Raw genomic sequence first — 16,630 nt, forward strand, 5'->3', positions numbered from 1 at the left:
TGATCGCCGCGGCGCTGAAGCCGTCCTACGACGTGGAGGCGCTCAAGGCCCGGGTGGCCGCCCTGGTCGCGAAGCACCCGCTCTACCCCGGCCTGTGAGAGCTCCGACCGAAAGGGGAGCCCGGCTGGCGACGCCTGGCACGCACGCTCGGCGTGCTGCCGAAAGCCCCTGGTGGCTCCGCTACGAGGAGCTTCCGGCGCCTTGCGATCGCACGCACCGGAACGCCGCGATCCGATCGGCCTCCCCATCTTGTTCGGAGCTGTACGTGACGACCTCCCGCAGGGGCGTGCCCGTGACCACTCGGCACGCCCTCATCGACAAACGGAGTATGGCGTGGCAATCAGCGTCTTCGACCTGTTCTCCATAGGCATCGGCCCGTCCAGCTCGCACACGGTCGGCCCGATGCGCGCCTCCGGGATGTTCGTCGCCAGGCTGAAGCAGGACGGCGTGCTCGCCCAGACCGCCGCGGTCAGGGCGGAGCTGTTCGGCTCCCTCGGCGCCACCGGCCACGGCCACGGCACCCCCAAGGCGGTCCTGCTCGGCCTGGAGGGCAACGAGCCGCACACGGTCGACGTCGCCCAGGCCGACCTGGAGGTCGAGCGGATCCGCAGCACGGGACGCATCCGCCTTCTCGGGGCCGAGATCGGCCCGGCCCACGAGATCGACTTCGACACCTCGACGCAGTTGGTCCTGCACCGCCGGCGCTCGCTGCCTTACCACGCCAACGGCATGATGCTCTTCGCGTACGACGCCGACGGCGTACCGCTGCTGGAGAAGACGTACTACTCCGTGGGCGGCGGATTCGTGGTCGACGAGGACGCGGTCGGCGCGGACCGGATCCAGCCCGACGACACGGTGCCCGCCTACCGGTTCGGTACCGGCGATGAACTGCTGCGGCTCGCCCGGGACACCGGACTGTCCATCTCCGCGCTGATGCTGGAGAACGAGAAGGCCTGGCGCACCGAGCAGGAGATCCGCGCAGGCCTGCTGGAGATCTGGCGGGTCATGGAGGCGTGTGTCTCACGGGGGCTGGGCCGCGAGGGCATCCTCCCGGGCGGACTGAAGGTCCGTCGCCGGGCCGCGGCAGCGGCCCGGGCGCTGCGCAGCGAGGGCGATCCGGCGGCTCGCGCCATGGAATGGGTGACGCTCTACGCGATGGCCGTGAACGAGGAGAACGCCGCGGGCGGCCGGGTCGTCACCGCCCCGACGAACGGCGCGGCGGGCATCATCCCCGCCGTACTGCACTACTACCGCGCCTTCGTGCCAGGCGCCGACGAGGACGGCATCGTCCGCTTCCTGCTCGCGGCGGGCGCGATCGGCATGCTCTTCAAGGAGAACGCCTCCATCTCCGGCGCCGAGGTCGGCTGCCAGGGCGAGGTCGGCTCGGCCTGCTCCATGGCCGCCGGTGGTCTCGCCGAGGTCCTCGGCGGTACTCCCGAGCAGGTCGAGAACGCCGCCGAGATCGGCATGGAGCACAACCTCGGCCTGACCTGCGACCCGGTCGGCGGTCTCGTCCAGATCCCCTGCATCGAACGCAACGGCATGGCCGCCGTCAAGGCCGTGACCGCCGCCCGGATGGCGATGCGCGGCGACGGTCGCCACCACGTCTCCCTCGACAAGGTCATCAAGACCATGAAGGAGACCGGCGCCGACATGAAGGTCAAGTACAAGGAGACCGCCCGCGGGGGACTCGCCGTCAACGTCATCGAATGCTGAGGAGGCGGAGGGAACAGGAGAAGGGGCCGCAGCCATGCGCATCGATCCCTTCGGTCCCGCCTCAGCACACCGCGGTCGCCCTGGAGCCACGAGTCCCAGTCGGCGTCACCGCCTCCGTCGCCCGCCCCTTCTGCCGTGCCCGCGAACGCGCCCCGCCCACCGCCGAGGGTCAGTGCGGACCTGCCTGTTCGCGCGGGAGGAGTCCGACCTGCGCGGAGCGCTGCACTCCGTGGCGCAGGACGCGGAGATCGCGGGGCTGTGGAGGCGCGCGATGTGGGGGGAAGAAGGCCGGCTCCGGCCTCGAGGGGCCGTCCTTCCGGCAGCCCGGCCGGCCGATCTGGGCCACAAGGGGCCGACGCCCCAGAGGCGGAAGCGATCGATGTCCACGGACAGAAGTGGGAGTGAGGCCATGGGACGGGTCACCGCGCGGCGGCGTGTACTGCGGATCCGGGACGGTGCGCTGAGCACGCGCCCGGACACGCTCGTCGCGGAGGAGCCACTGGAGATCCGGTTGGGCGGCAAGCCGCTGGCGATCACGATGCGCACACCCGGCGACGACTTCGCGCTCGCCGCCGGCTTCCTGGTGAGCGAGGGCGTCCTCCGGGCGGGCGTCCTTCGAGCTGGCGCAGAAGGCGGTCATGGCGGGCATCCCGCTGCTGGCGGCGGTCTCGGCACCATCCTCCCTCGCGGTGGACCTGGCGGCGGAGACGGGACTCACCCTCGTCGGCTTCCTGCGCGGCGGCTCCATGAACGTGTACGTGGGCGAACAGCGCCTCGACCTGCCTGCCGGGGCCCTGACCGGAGGGCCGGCGAGGTGAGCCACTACGCGACCCGGCCCGAAGGGTTCCGGCACGCCGTACCCACGGCAGCACGTCGCCGACCCGCCCCGGTCGTCACCCGGCACGGACGACTTCCGTCCCACGGTCGTGTCCACCTCATTGTGTGACCGGGGGCGACTCGGGTGTGGCGCAGCCCGCGCCGGACGTCGGCCGGGAGCCGTTCCTCCAGGCCGGGCCCAGCGCGGGCTGCGCCACCCCCTGCGTCCCTCAGGCGCAGTACGTGCCGTTGCAGGTCCAGATCCAGCCGCAGCCACATCCCCAACCCGTAGTGCAGGCGCAGAAGAAGTTGCAGCCGGGGGAGCAGGCACTTCCGACGTTGCACTGGCACGTCGCGGCCGGCGCGGATCCGACGCTGGCGGTGGCGGTGGCGGTGGCGGTGGTACGGCTCTCGGCGATGCCGAGGGAGCCGAGCGTCGACATGAGGCCGCACGCCTCGCTGCGCCCGAACGCGGCGATGCCCCTCTCCTCGATCGCCTTCATCCGGGCCTGGATGGTGGCGTCCTCGCGGGTGTAGGTCGCCTCATCCGCGACGATCGCCTCGAACTCGTCCAGCACACGTGCCTGCTGGGCCGACAGGTGGGAGTGCGCTCGCCGGTAGCGGTTCACCTGCTCGACCCAGAGGCTGCTCCGGACGCTCGGTGACAGGGCGGCGAACACGGCCGGCCTGTGGGCCGCGGAGATCCCGGCCAGCTCGTCGTACTGACCGACGCGCGGAGTCTGGTTCGCCCGGGCCCAGCTCCGTCCGGCGGCCAGCTCCCTGGACTCGGCTGCGAACGCCGGCACCTTGCCGTTCAGTAACAGAGCTGCCGCGACCCCTGCCCCGGCGCCCAGCCGGAACAGCCCCCGCCGCCCGATGCGGGTGCCCTCGACCTGGTCGCCGTCTGCAGGCCCGCCCCGCTCCGGATCACCGAGCGCACGCAGCACCAGCACAGTCCGGCGAGGCCCCAGCCGCACGGCCAGCCGGGAACCCATACGGACACCGGTCCAGGCCCGCACACGTGTGCCCTCGACCTTGAGCAGGGTGGGCGCCCAGGAAGTGGCTCGGCCCAAGGCCTGCTCGCGCCACCGCCGTACGTCACGATGCCCGAGCGGCAGGATCTCCAGGCGCCCCGCCGATGCCCGTTCGACCCGCCGCGACACTTCTTCGCACAGGGCGCAGGAGGCGTCGAAGGCGAGGATCCAGCGACAAACCGTTCTGGTCATCTCTCCCTCTGCTTCGTAGATGGAGCGGCAGGCCCGGCCTGACCTGCCGGGCCTGCCGGGCTTGCCGTCCGGGCCCTACCCGAGGCCGTTGTAGTAGAACGACGTGGTCCTACAGGCGAAGTCGGCTCCACTGGCCCCGTTGCGCAGGCATATCTCGAGGTAGTAGGTCCCCGGCGTCGGGCTGGGGAGGTACTCCCATCCCTCCGTCACGCACACCCCGCTGCCACTCGCGGCGTGCCGGTAGTCGTAGAAGCCCGTGCTGTTGTTCCATATGGACGCGACGGCGCGGTTGCCATCGGCCGGACCCAGGTCGCAGGCCACCAGCTTGTACGAGCCGCCCGACATCGACACTTCGGCCCTGCCGTAGCCGCCCGGTGACGAGTATCCCGACTGGATCGAGTACGTGGCCGCGTGAGCTGTGCCGCCGGTGAGGACGGCAACGGCCATCGCGGACATGACGACTCCGGCGGCGGTACCGATTCTGCGCAGCCGCATCTTGTCTCCTTCGGTGAGGAAGTGAGGGAAGTCCGATCAGCCGAGGCCGGAGTCTCCGCGGCGGTGACGGACGCCCGCGGTGTTCGCACCTGGGCGGGTCGCTGCCGCCTTGCCCCCGGTGGTCGGCCGAGATCGAGGATGGCCACACGGCCGGGGAGCCGACAAGGAGAAGCGGCGTTCACGTCCGTTCGGAACAGTGCTTCTTCGTGTTCCGAACGCGTTCGAACAGGGCTGATTTCCCAGTCGTCCGGTCACCGCTCGCTGATCCATGCTGGGATCATGACCAAGACGGACAGGGCCTGCCCCGAGCCGCCGCGGCCCGAACAGGCCGGCACTTCCGCGGAGTTCGTCGCGGCGCTGCGCGCGTTGCGGATCTGGTCCGGACTCACCTACCGGCAGCTCGAGAGCAAGGCCACGGCACTGGCCGACAACCTGCCCGCCAGCACCGTGGCGACCACACTCGGCCGCGCGACCCTGCCCCGCGAACGGTTCGTCGACACGTTCGCCCGGGCCTGCGGGCTCGGCGAGGAGGAGACGCGTCAGTGGCTCCAGGCGCACCGCCGAATTGCCGCCGGCGAGCCCGCACCCACCCATGCGCTCGCCGGCGCCAAGGGTGAGGCGTCCGTGGGCAGTGAGTCCGTCCCGACGCACGCCCCGCGATGGTGGCGCCGGGCGGTCGGCCTGCTCGGCGCCGCGGCCATCGGTGCCGTCGGCACACTTGGGGCTTGCAGTCTGGTTCGCGACGTGTCTCCGTCGCCCGATCTGCCCGCACTTCCGGTGACAGGGCTGCGCATGCTGGCCGTGGGCAGTTGGGCCCGCATCCATCCCGCACGCACACCCGAGCTGTGCGTGACCGAAGGCAGGGATCGCACCGGCCGCTACGAGACCGCCGTCGCCGCTCAACGACCCTGCGCCCATGCCGTCGTACCCCAGGTTTTCCTCGAACCCGTGGGCAAGGACCTCGTACAGATCCAGTGGCACCACCCGAAGTACGGCATCGGCTGCCTGACGGTCCTGCTGACGGGTTCGGGCCGGAACCTGCTCGAGCCCCGCGACGACTGCGCCGACACCAACCGGGCCCAGCAGTTCCGCATCGAGCCCTTCGGCCCGTCGGCGGCCAGCCACTTCCGCATCCGTCCGATCAGCACCGACTGGTGTCTGAGCCTGCGTGACCAGGACACCGCGAGCGGAACGGAAGTCGTCCAGGGCCGCTGTTCCGGCGCCGCCGACCAGGACTTCCTGATCGAACTGACCCCTCCGCCGGCAACCGTTGCCGCCGGACGCGGCCACGCGGAGCCGTCGGCTGGTCCGTGAGCTCCACCACGCGCTGGACGCCGTGGAACAGGTGGAGCGTTCGGTCTCCACAGCACGAGGTCGGCGAGCGTGCGTGAACCCACCCTGCAACGGGCGCGCGAGCCCGGTTGACCGGCCGGAGGGCGGCGATGGTGGCCTCGTCCCGGGTGCCGGCCCCGATCGCGGTGCTGAGGATTCGGTCTTGATGGCGGCGGGGGCGACACCGCTGATGCGCATGCTGTCGGTGGCGTACTCCAGCGCGGCGGATCGCGGGCACCCTGGCCCTGACCGAGGGGTGATGCGTGTGGCCGTCTTCCGATCACCGGCATGACCCACCTGCCTGCTGCTCGTGCCGGTTCGACCGGCACGAGAGCGGCGGAGGCGGCGAGGTCGCGTCACGCGACGGCGGCCCCCTGGAGCTCGACCATCTGTCCGGGATCGCCGGCCGTGTCACCCCGAGCATCGTGGTGGTCGGTGCCACCCCTGTTGCTGCTGCGTCAGCGTGGTCGGCTGACTGCGAACACGCCGGCCCGCGAGCTGGAGGTTGCCCGGACTCGTGACCGAGTCCACCGGACAAGCGGCGCGCCTGTTCTCCCGCATGGGTTCACTGGTCGACGTGGTCGGCCGCGGTCTTCGGGAGCGCGAGCATCACGAGTCCCGCTACGAGGTAGAGCACCGCGGAGGCGACGAGGACGATGCTGAGCGCGTGACTGTAGTCGGCCAGTCCCGGTGCATCGGTCGTCGATTCGGTGACGGCGGTGAAGAAGATCGTGCCGAGAACGGCGATGCCGATGGCGCCGCCGATCTGGTTGACGGTGGACAGGACGCCGCCCGCCGCGCCCGCATTGCGTCCGGGGACACCGGCGAGCACGACGTTGACGAGAACGGGTGCGGCCAATCCGAGTCCGAGGCCGCCGATGAACAGTGCGAGCGCGAGGAGCCAGTATCCCGGCTCGCTGCCGTCCCTGATGACGGCCCAGAGCACGAGCTGAGAAGCCGCGATGGTGAGCGAGCCGGTGATCAACAGGGCTCTGCCTGCCTTCGCGGCGAGAGCGACGCCGAGTCCTGAGGTGAGGATCGAGCCGAGGGCATAGGGCAAGATCACCAAGCCGGTCTCCCACGCGGTCCGGCCGGTGCCGACCTGAAGGTAGACCGACAGGGTGAGGAAGAACGATCCGATACCGCCGAAGAAGAGCACGGATGCGATCAGCCCGATGGAGAAAGCGCGGATTCTGAGCAGGTTCGGGTCGAAGGCGGGTTCGCCCCCTCGTCCGGCGAGGCTGCGCTCGTATGCGAGGAAGATCGTGAGCATGATGATTCCGGCCGTCAGGAGGGCGTAGCAGCCGGCGGTCCATCCCCATGCCTCGCTCTGGATGATCGGCAGCAGGAGGAGCAGGATGCCCGAGGCCGCGAGAAGCGCACCCACGAGGTCCAGTCGCGCGGTAGAGGCGGAACGGGACTCCGGCAAGACCTTCGCCCCGACGACGAGGGCGATGATCGAGATGGGGACGTTGATCCAGAAGATGGTGCGCCATCCCAGATCGAACAGGTCGGCCTCGACGAGAAGTCCGCCCAGCAGCGGGCCCGCGACCGAGGCGAGCCCCTGGACAGCCCCGTAAGCGCCGAATGCCTTGGCGCGCTCTGCCGGAGCGAACGACGCTCGGATCACGCCGAACACCTGCGGAACCATGACCCCCGCGGCCAGTCCTTGCGCGGCGCGCATGCCGATGAGCATTCCCGGAGTGACGGCGAGCGCGCAGAGCGCGGAGGTGACCATGAACCCGGCCAGCCCGATCATGAACAGGCGCTTGCGGCCGTACTGGTCACCGAGCCGTCCGCCGGTGATCAGTCCCGCGCCCAGGGCGAGGGTGTAGGCGGCGATCGTCCACTGGATCTGAGCGTCGTCGGCTCCCATGTCACGGGCCATCGCCGGGGCCGCGACGGTGACGATCGTCGCGTCGACGAGGTCCATGAAGGAGCTGAACAGCACGACCAGGAGCGCCACGTTCGCGCCCGTGCCGGAGATGAGTGTGGGCGGAGCGTCGGAGGCGCGTGTGGCCTCTCGGGGGGTCTGGGAAGCGGTCATGCCGGCCAGGGTCACAGATATAGTTGCCACGGAGTGACCGCTTTCCGGCAGGGTGGGACGATGGCTGTGACCTCCGCGCGAACACTCCGGCTGCTGTCGATCTTCGGTATCGGCGCCACTCTGACCGCCGCGGAGCTCGCCGAAAGGCTCGGAGTCTCCCTTCGGACCGTGCGGCGCGACATCGACACGCTCAGAGAGCTCGGGTACGAGATCGAGGCCGTGCGCGGAGCGGGCGGAGGTTACCGGCTCGGCGGCGCCACCCGCTTGCCGCCCGTCGTCTTCGACGAGGATCAGGCGGTCGCCGCGGCCGTCGCGCTCCAGACCGTCCCCGCGATCCTCTCCGGCATCCGCGAGAACTCGGCACGCGCCCTCGCCACGCTGCAGCAAGCGATGCCTGCGCGTAGCCGCATCCGCACCGAGTCGTTCTGCGTCTCCGCCGCGCGCAACTACTGGGAATTCCCCGCAGCACCCATCGACGCCGAGGTCATCCGCGTCATCGGCGGCGCGATCAACCGACAGCACATCATTCGTGTGGACTACACCCCCGAGGACGAACCGGCCACGCTCACGCTGGAACCGCACGACCTCGTCGTGTGGGCGGCACGGTGGTACCTCGTCGCGTTCGAACCGGACGCGGACCGATGGCGCGCGATGCGCGTCGACCGTCTCGAACCACGCATGCCCACGGGGAAGACCTTCGACCGCCGCGACGTCCCGCACGGCGATCCGGTCGCATTCGTCATGAGCACGCACGACCGCGGCGACACCCTGGCGGAATGGCCATGTCACGGGTCGGTGCTCATCGCTCTACCTGCGCCCGTTGTCGCCCGCTTCGCCCCCGGCGGGTCGACGGTCGAGCACGACACCGACTCCAGCTGCCGACTCACGCTCGGTGCGTGGTCCTGGGCAGGGCTGGCAGGACTGCTCCTGACTTTCGACGCTGACGTCACAGACATCGAACCGGAAGAGCTCAGGCAGGCGCTGCGCTCCCTGCGCACCCGCATCGACGAGGGACTCAGGTGTACGTGAGTTCACCGGGATGTGTCGAGGCCGGGGACTGTTGCACGATAGGTGACAACGCCACCGGTTGAACGACCGGTTGGTGCGCGCATCGGAAGTAGATCTTGGATGTGAGATGAGCTTGCTTCGTGGCGCGGCGGAAATCTGACGGGCAGTGCACGGTCCTGGAACCGTTGTTGCCGAGCAAGAAGAAGCGGGGCGGCCGCCGACCTGGAGTCGGCGGCAGCTGATTCGCTGTACGACAGCGGTACGAGGCGACCCTTCACGCGACCATGGTCGGGACCGATCGAGTCGTCGGTGAGATGGCAGAGGGCACGTATGGACATTCGGCAGCTGGAGTACTTCCTTGCGATCGTGGATCGCGGGGGATTCAACCGTGCGGCGTCGGCTCTGTACGTGTCGCAGCCGTCGCTGTCGCAGGCCGTGCGGGCACTGGAGCGTGATCTCGGCTCCGAGCTGTTCCACCGCATCGGGCGCAGGGCAGTGCTGACGGAGGCCGGAAGAGCCCTGATCGAGCCTGCCCGGGAGGCCGTGCGGAGTCTGGAGACGGCGCGGGCGAGTGTCGCGGCGGTGCATGAGCTGCGTGAGGGGCGCCTGGATGTGGCGGCGATGCCGTCGCAGGCGGTGGAGCCGCTGACGACCTTGGTGAGCGCCTTCAGCCAGCGGTATCCCGGCGTTTCCGTGGCCATCAACGCGGCGTTCACGTCGCGTGATGTGATCGACATGGTGCGCACGGGCGCCGTGGAGCTGGGGCTGCTGGCGACTGCCGGTCCTCTGCCCGACAAGGAGGTCGCCTCACACGCTCTGGGGCGGCAGCGTTTTGTGCTGGTGGTGCCGGCCGACGGCCCGTTCGCTGACCGGACGGCGGTGGAGTGCCGGGAGCTCGCGGGACAGCGGCTGATCGTCGGGCAGTCGGGTACCGGGATGCGCGCCTACGTCGACGCCCTGCGGGAGCAGGGCATCGAGTTCAGCGTCGCCGTCGAGACCGGGCACCGGGTGTCGCTGATGCCCCTGGTACTGGCCGGGGTCGGGCTCGCGGTGGTCACGGATTCCTGGCGGGACCTCGCCCGGCGGTTGGGTGCCCGCGTCCTGGACATCGAGCCGGAGACCACCTTGGACATCGCCCTCGTCAGCCGCCGCGGCAGCCTGTCGCCCGCAGCCGCCGCGTTCGTCACGGCCGCGACCTCGGCCACCGCCCACAGCTGATAGGCACCGCTTATAAGGAAACAAGGGCCCTCCGTGCGCCCGCGGCCCGCAGGCGGTGGGTGGCGAAGGCTGCCGCCGGTCGTCCAGTGCCTCGCGCAAGCGGCAGCGGAACGTGGCGGCCGGCTCGACGGCATGGTCCGGGCCGAGCGGGCGAAGCACCGTAAGGCAGACGGTGCGCACCACGAGCAGACACCACCGGCACGTCCTGGTGGGCGATCCCGCCCCGCTCCGCCCCACCCCTTCGGCACATCGGCAGCACCGACACCGATGTTCGGCTGCGCCGTGAACCCGCACCGTACTCGCGCAGGTCGTCCGCACAGGCCCGCCGGGCCATGAGGCAGTGCCCGATGATCAGCCGGTGCCCGGCCGGCACTTCGCGAGCCACCGTTCCTGCCCGGCGGCAGCGACCCGTCGGGCGGCGCGGTCAGGGCCGGGGCGGGACGTGGAGGCGTCCGACCCGGTCGGGTCTCATCGGATGTACCTCGCCGGCTTGGTGGCGAGGTTGAGCAGATACTCCAGGGGGCCACGCCGGAAGAAGCGGGACCAGACCGCGGCGAACACGATCGCCCCGAGGACGAACATGAGCAGGGGCACCCATGACCGCTGAGTGGTGGTCCCGGCGGGCAGGGACAGCGCGGACTGTGCGAGGAAGTGGCCGACGTAGGCGGTCAGGGACATGGTGCCCACGGCGATGACCGGTTTGACCAGGCGGCGGAGCCGCGGCAGGCGGTCCATCGCCACCGTCGCACCGACGATCACGAGGATCGCGACTCCGATGCTGCCGATGATGTCGAACGTGGTGCCGCTGTGCGGCCCGGCCGTCAGGAGCAACGACGCCGGCTGGTCGATCGACCCGCTGTCGGGGGGCATCGACCCAAACGACATCCAGGTGAGCGCCGGGTAGAAGCCGCTGAGCAGCAGATCGAGCAGTCCCACGTCGCTGAGCCGGTGCAGCGGGTCGTAGGCGTTGATGCTCTGCCGGATCGGGTCGGTCACCAGCGAGTTCAGGGCGAACGCCAGCTGAGGTGTGACCAGGGCGAGAGCGGCCGCGATGATCGCGAGTGTCCTGGCGCGCAGTCGCACCAGGGGCAGGGCCAGCAGGAAGTAGACCCCGTAGAAGCCGAGGATGATCACTCCCCCGTACTCCATGGCCATCACAGTGCCCAGCGCCAGCAGGACGACGGCGCGGATCGCGATCCGTGCCTTCGCCTGCCGGCCCGCCAGGCCGGTCTTCGGCTCCCGGCGGCCGGCCAGCAGCATCAGCGAGAACCCGGCGAGGGTGGCGAACAGGACCGACGAGTGACCGTCCGCCAGGTACCGGACCCAGCTGGCGACGCCGGTCGTGGCCGACAGCGGGGGACCGATGTGCACGACGTACATGCCGAACACCGCCAGCGCGCGGGCCAGGTCCACCCCGACGAGGCGTCCCATCGAGGGACCGGGCGAGGCCGGCGCGGCGGCCTCGGAGGAGGTTAGGGGCGGCGGAGGCGAGTCCTCCGGGAGAGCTGACGTCTCCTGCGGCGGCTGTGTCTGTGTCATACGGAGAACCTCGCGTGGACGGCAGGGGGCGGACCATCCGGCAGGCCGCGGTGACGCCCCCGCCGATCGGCGGGTACCGCCCTGCCGACCGGCGGAGTGTCGTCCCCGGCCGGTCCGGAGCGACCGGACGGCTGTCTTCTTCAGCCACTCGGCGGGGGTGTACCCGACAGTTGCCGGATGGGCGCGGGGAGGCGGATCTTCCAGGCTGGAGGCATGACACACCGTGCGCGACACGAAGAACGGCACTTCTCCCGGGTCATCGGGCGGGGTACCGGGCCGTGACGCCGCCCCCTGGCAGAAGCGAGTTTCCGGAGTTCCCGGTCCGACGCCGGCGGCGGTCGCCTTCGTCCTGTTCGTCGTCCGTCCGGAGGTCTCCGAAGCGTTGGTGCACACCCTCGCCGCGAGCACAGCCGGACTCGTCCACTGAGCCGACACCTGCTCGCACCGGGGCGCCGGACCGCTGACGCGGTGCCCGGCAGACCGCAGAAGAAAGGAACTTCGTGAACACCGCATCCGCCCCGACGACGGATGAGACCTATGAGACCTCCCTGTCCGCCCGGGAGACGGTCGAGGCACTGTACGCGTATGTCCGCCCGCACCGGTGGGGTGTCGCCCTCGGCCTGCTGTGCGCCCTGGTCGGGGCCGCCGGGGGGCTGCTGCAGCCGCTGGCCACGAAGACCCTGGTGGACCGGCTCGCCTCCGGTGAGACCATCACCGGGATCCTGATCGCGCTCACCGTGCCGGTGCTGCTGGGCACGGCTGTCGAGGCGTTCGGCGCGTACGTGCTGGAGCGGACGGCCGAGTCGGTGGTCCTGGCCGCGCGACGCACCCTGGGGGGGGGGGCGGCTGTTGCGGCTGCGGATCGCGGAGTGGGAGCGGATCCCGCCGGGTGATCTGATGTCCCGGGTCACCTCGGACACCACGCTCCTGCGGACGGTCAGCACCCAGGCGGTCGTCTCCGCGGCCACCGGGGCGGTCGCCTTCGTGGCGGCGATCGTGATGATGGCGTTCCTGGACGTCGTACTGCTGGGTGTGACGCTCGGCGTGGTCGTGCTGGTCGGTGGGGCCGCCGCGCTGGTGATGCCACAGATCGCACGGGCCACCGAGCGGTCGCAGGAGGCGGTCGGGGAGATCTCCGTCGGATTGGAGCGGTCTCTCGGGGCGTTTCGCACGGTGAAGGCGTCCGGTGCCGAGGAGCGGGAGAGCGCCCGGGTGGAGGCGGCGGCACGGCGGGCGTGGCGGCACGGTGTGAAGAGCGCGAAGTGGGAGGCCGTGGCGGGCTCGGCGGACGAACTCGCCGTACAGCTTGCCTTCCTGGCGGTGCTCGCGGTCGGCGGGGCGCGGGTGGCGTCCGGGGAGATTCCCGTGTCCACCCTCATCGCTTTCCTGTTGTACCTCTTCTACCTGATCGAGCCGGTGTCCCAGCTGGTCGAAGCCGTGACCTCCTGTCAGGAGGGGGCGGCCGCGGTCTCCCGGATCGCGCAGGTGGAACGCCTGTCGACGGAATCGCCCGCCCGGCAGACGGGCGTCCTGCCCGGGAAGGGGACAGCGGTGCCGGGTCCGGCGTCGGTCCGCTTCGAGGAGGTGTCCTTCCGCTACCGTCCGGGCCTGCCGTACATCCATCAGCAGGTGAGTTTCGAGGTACCTGGTGCCGGGATGACGGCCTTCGTCGGTCCTTCGGGCGCGGGCAAGTCGACGGTCTTCGCGCTCATCGAGCGCTTCTACGAGGCCACCGGCGGCCGGGTCCTGGTCGACGGCAAGGACGTACAGGACTGGTCCCTGCCCGAGCTACGGTCCGCCATCGGGTACGTGGAGCAGGACGCTCCGGTGCTGGCCGGCACGCTGCGGGAGAACCTGGTGTTCGCGGCGCCCGGCGCGACGGACGACGACATCCGCGACGTCCTCGCCCGGGCGAAGCTCGACACCCTCGTCGAGCGTCTGCCCCACGGCCTGGACACCGCGGTCGGACACCGCGGTTCGAAGCTGTCGGGCGGTGAGCGGCAGCGCATCGCCATCGCCCGCGCCCTGCTGCGCAAGCCCCGGCTGCTGCTGTTGGACGAGGCGACCTCGCAGCTCGACGCCGTCAACGAGCTGGCGCTGCGGGACGTCGTCGCGGACGTGGCCCGGGAGACCACTGTGCTGGTGGTGGCCCACCGTCTGTCGACGGTGACGGGCGCCGACCGGATCGTCGTCATGGACGCCGGACGGGTCCGGGCCGTTGGCACCCATGAGGAACTGGTGGACCAGGACCGGCTGTACGCGCAACTGGCGGCCACCCAGTTCCTGGCCCCCGCGCGATGACCCACCGTACGCGGGGTTGTCCGGTCGTCCACTGCCCCACTCCCGGCCGGACAACCCCACGCACCGACACCCGCGCAAGCCAAGACCGCGAAAGGCCCTGCATGCGCACCGAGTCAGCCATCCGTCGCAGACCTGGGGCAGGGGATCGGCCGGCCCAGCCGGATGCGCTGTTCGGCGGCGTGTACGGGCTCCTTTCGTCGAGTTCGGCCGTTGCCGCGCACGCAGTTCGGCGAAGTGAGCCGGGCGGTGCGCATGGACGACGCTGTCCGGGTCCTGTTCACCGCCCCCGCCTCGGCCCTGGCCCATGGTTACGCCCACCAGATCGCGCACCGCGACGCGCAGGTCGGTCCCGGCGTCCGGGGTGTGATACGTGCCGCACCCGCCGAATGACCGCTGGTGCCGACGGCGCTGCCCACCACACTCCTGCTGTGGGAGTCGGGCCTTGGCCGGTGGCGCTCCGAAGGCATCGAGCAGGTCGCCTCCGGCATCAACACCGTCCTGCCGTGTTGGGGCCTGCTCGCCTCCCGGTCCCTGTGCAGCACGTGGGGGCGAGCTGTCAGGATCGGCTGTGTCCCGCGCTCCTGGGGGTGGCCGTCGCTCTGGTCAGCACCCTGCTGAAGTGACGCGGCGACGGTCGCCAGACGCCGGTGACGAGCACCCGATGTCGCTGAGCCGCGTATCGACCCTGCTCGGCCTCGTCAGGCGCTGTCGGAGGCCAGGGCTGTCGGCGGGAGCCCGCTGGCGAGATCCACGCGATCAGCCGACCGACCGAGGACTCAGCACTCTGCGGAAGGGATCTGCGGGCGAGGCGGGAACCGGGGTTGCCAGCCCGGCTGAGGTCGTGTCCTGCCCGACTCGACGGCCAGGACACCCATCTGAAGGTCGCCGCAGCGGAGTGCTGGAGCCCGAGCCGGACTCGTGAGCCGGCGCGGCACGGCAGGACAGCCGCAGGCACTGGTCGGTCAGTCCGCGCTGAGCGGAATCCGCAGCCGCACCCGGTAGCCGCCCTCCGTGGTCGGCCCCGACTCGAGCGTGCCGTGGAGGATCTCGGCCCGTTCCCGCAGACCGACCAAGCCCTGCTGCGAACCGGGGAGGGAGAGGGAGGGGCGCGTGGGCGGGGTGTTGGCGACGGTCACTCTGACGGCGTCGCCGTCCTGCCACAGCTCGACGCACGCCGTGGCGCCGGGGGCGTGCTTGCGGACGTTGGTCAGCGCTTCCTGGACCGTGCGGTAGAGGGCCCGTTGTGCGGGTGTGCCCACGGCGGGCGGAAGCTCACCCGACAACTCGACGTGAATGCCGCTGGATTCCACCAGTTTGCGCAGGTCGGCCAGGGTGGGCTGCGGGGTCAGCTCGGTGGTGTGGCCGCCGGAGGCGCGCAGCAGCGTGACCATGGTGCGCAGTTCGTCGAGGGTGGTGACGCTCAGCGAACGGATCGTGCGGGCGGCCTCCCTGGCGTCCGCGTCCTTGGCGGCGACCTGCAACGCCCCGGCCCGCACGGCGATCAGGCTGACCTGGTGGGAGACCACGTCGTGCATCTCGCGGGCCAGCTGGGCGCGCTCGCGGGCGAGCACGGCCTGTGCGTGCAGGGTCCGCTCGTGCTCCCTGGCCTCCTCGATCTCGGTCAGCCGCCGCGCCAGGTCCCGTTGTGCCTGGAGAAGCTGGCCGAAGAGGACCGGGGCGGCGCTGGCTGCCAGGCCGTACACGAAGAACACCAGTGTCATGCTGCGGTCGACCTCGGCCAGGGGCCACGGACTACTGCTCGCGACGGCGGACAGGGCGACGCACACCGCGAGGAGCAGGCGGTCGCGGGAGCGTTCGGCCAGCGTGAACAGCGCCACGAGCACAGCGACGGCGACATCCTGCATCAGCGCGACGGGCAGGGTGAGCAGGAACACGCCGAGCGGGAACCGGCGCCGGAACGCCAGCGCGGCGCAGCCGACCGCGGCCGGCGCGACACCGAGGCGCGTGTGCTCCCACATGTTCAGCCATACGTCCACGGCCGCCACCGCCACCAGGACGATGTCGATGACCGGCGCGGGAACCCGCTGCCACACGGCACGTGCGCGGCTCATCGGCCTGCCTCCGACCGCGGGGGCTCGTCGAGCAGTCCGGCCCGCTGCGCCAGCAGCGCGGCCTGCACCCGGCTCGTCACCCGCAGCTTCGTGAGGATGGCGCTGACGTGGTCCTTGACCGTGCCGGCACCCAGGTGGATGCGCGCACCGATGTCGGCGTTCGACAGCCCCTCCGCCACCAGGACCAGGACATCACGCTCACGCGCGGTGAGCAGCCGGACCCGTGCCGCCTCCTCGTCGACGGCGGCCTGGGTGCCGGGGTGACTGTGCAGCAGGGTCCGCGACGCCTTGGGGGAGAGCACCACACCGCCCGCCGCCAGGGTGCGCACCAGGTGGGCGAGCTGCTCCGGTTCGGTGTCCTTGAGCAGGAAACCGGCCGCACCGCAGTGCAACGCGGTCAGGATGTACTCGTCGGCGTCGAACGTCGTCAGCATCGCCACCACCGGAGCGTCCGGCCCCGCCCGCAGCTCTCGCAGAACGGTGAGCCCGTCGACGTCCGGCATCCGGATGTCCAGCAGCACCACGTCCGGCCGCTCCCGCCGGACGGTCTCCACGGCCTCGCCGCCGCTCGCGGTCGCGACGACCTCGATGTCCTCGGACGCGCCCAGAATGAGTTCGAAGCCCGAGCGGACCAGTGCCTCGTCGTCGACCACCACTACCCGGATCACGCGCTCAGCCTCACCTTCGTTCATGCCGGCCGGCCCCTACCGAATCGACCCTAAAGCCAGACGGAGCCCCCGCGGCCCGACGAGCGGCACCTCCAGCCACACGGCGGGGGAGCACCCACCGGTCGGCGGGGACACCGCAGGCCTGTGCCGAGTGGTCCGTGGACGGCCCGGCCTCCAGCCGGAGGGGCATGA

Annotated in this window: 11 protein-coding genes and 3 pseudogenes; 8 read left to right on the forward strand and 6 right to left on the reverse strand. The window is 70.9% G+C overall.

From position 1 onward, the window contains the following. The first annotated feature begins 333 nt into the window (after positions 1-333). The 3 genes and pseudogenes from ACZ4YY_RS35725 to ACZ4YY_RS35735 all read left to right on the forward strand — a co-directional run bounded on the left by ACZ4YY_RS35725 (position 334) and on the right by ACZ4YY_RS35735 (position 2,534). Positions 334-1,716, forward strand: a complete 1,383-nt coding sequence (locus ACZ4YY_RS35725) for an L-serine ammonia-lyase (protein WP_468299329.1) — start codon at positions 334-336, stop codon at positions 1,714-1,716. Positions 1,717-1,814: 98 nt separating this feature from the next. Then, positions 1,815-2,069 (forward strand): annotated as a pseudogene (locus tag ACZ4YY_RS35730) (GTP 3',8-cyclase MoaA); the annotation flags it as partial. Positions 2,070-2,125: 56 nt separating this feature from the next. Beyond that, positions 2,126-2,534, forward strand: a pseudogene (locus ACZ4YY_RS35735) (formate dehydrogenase accessory sulfurtransferase FdhD). Between the two features lie 228 nt (positions 2,535-2,762). Here ACZ4YY_RS35735 and ACZ4YY_RS35740 read toward each other — a convergent pair. Together ACZ4YY_RS35740 and ACZ4YY_RS35745 are read right to left on the reverse strand one after the other, a co-directional pair. Further along, positions 2,763-3,758, reverse strand: coding sequence for a bacteriocin fulvocin C-related protein (locus ACZ4YY_RS35740; RefSeq protein WP_468299330.1), 996 nt, complete (start codon positions 3,756-3,758; stop codon positions 2,763-2,765). 75 nt (positions 3,759-3,833) lie between these two features. Then, positions 3,834-4,253, reverse strand: a complete 420-nt coding sequence (locus tag ACZ4YY_RS35745) for a hypothetical protein (protein ID WP_468299332.1) — start codon at positions 4,251-4,253, stop codon at positions 3,834-3,836. Between the two features lie 279 nt (positions 4,254-4,532). Here ACZ4YY_RS35745 and ACZ4YY_RS35750 point away from each other — a divergent pair, with 279 nt between their 5' ends. Further along, positions 4,533-5,567 (forward strand): helix-turn-helix domain-containing protein, encoded by a 1,035-nt coding sequence (locus tag ACZ4YY_RS35750; protein WP_468299334.1) that lies wholly within the window; start codon positions 4,533-4,535, stop codon positions 5,565-5,567. A gap of 583 nt (positions 5,568-6,150) precedes the next feature. On the opposite strand, the gene ACZ4YY_RS35755 is transcribed toward ACZ4YY_RS35750, so the two are convergent. Next, positions 6,151-7,632: an MFS transporter gene (locus ACZ4YY_RS35755; protein WP_468299336.1), complete on the reverse strand. Its 1,482-nt coding sequence runs from the start codon at positions 7,630-7,632 to the stop codon at positions 6,151-6,153. Between the two features lie 33 nt (positions 7,633-7,665). Between ACZ4YY_RS35755 and ACZ4YY_RS35760 the strand changes: the two genes are divergently transcribed. Continuing rightward, on the forward strand, positions 7,666-8,661 hold the full coding sequence (locus ACZ4YY_RS35760) for a helix-turn-helix transcriptional regulator (RefSeq protein WP_468299338.1): 996 nt from the start codon (positions 7,666-7,668) through the stop codon (positions 8,659-8,661). A gap of 309 nt (positions 8,662-8,970) precedes the next feature. Beyond that, positions 8,971-9,858: a LysR family transcriptional regulator gene (locus ACZ4YY_RS35765; RefSeq protein WP_468299340.1), complete on the forward strand. Its 888-nt coding sequence runs from the start codon at positions 8,971-8,973 to the stop codon at positions 9,856-9,858. Positions 9,859-10,326: 468 nt separating this feature from the next. On the opposite strand, the gene ACZ4YY_RS35770 is transcribed toward ACZ4YY_RS35765, so the two are convergent. Beyond that, positions 10,327-11,289, reverse strand: coding sequence for a DUF418 domain-containing protein (locus ACZ4YY_RS35770; protein WP_468299341.1), 963 nt, complete (start codon positions 11,287-11,289; stop codon positions 10,327-10,329). A gap of 608 nt (positions 11,290-11,897) precedes the next feature. Here ACZ4YY_RS35770 and ACZ4YY_RS35775 point away from each other — a divergent pair. Together ACZ4YY_RS35775 and ACZ4YY_RS35780 are read left to right on the forward strand one after the other, a co-directional pair. Beyond that, a pseudogene (locus ACZ4YY_RS35775) lies at positions 11,898-13,698 on the forward strand (ABC transporter ATP-binding protein). A gap of 210 nt (positions 13,699-13,908) precedes the next feature. Further along, on the forward strand, positions 13,909-14,088 hold the full coding sequence (locus ACZ4YY_RS35780; RefSeq protein ID WP_468299343.1) for a hypothetical protein: 180 nt from the start codon (positions 13,909-13,911) through the stop codon (positions 14,086-14,088). Positions 14,089-14,660: 572 nt separating this feature from the next. On the opposite strand, the gene ACZ4YY_RS35785 is transcribed toward ACZ4YY_RS35780, so the two are convergent. Next, on the reverse strand, positions 14,661-15,770 hold the full coding sequence (locus ACZ4YY_RS35785; protein WP_468299345.1) for a sensor histidine kinase: 1,110 nt from the start codon (positions 15,768-15,770) through the stop codon (positions 14,661-14,663). After that, positions 15,767-16,462 carry a response regulator gene (locus ACZ4YY_RS35790; RefSeq protein ID WP_468299347.1) on the reverse strand — a complete coding sequence of 232 codons (696 nt, stop codon included), beginning with the start codon at positions 16,460-16,462 and terminating at the stop codon, positions 15,767-15,769. Before ACZ4YY_RS35790 ends, ACZ4YY_RS35785 begins: the two co-directional genes overlap by 4 nt. Positions 16,463-16,630 lie beyond the last annotated feature (168 nt).

This window comes from Streptomyces sp. NPDC030143 (assembly GCF_055573695.1).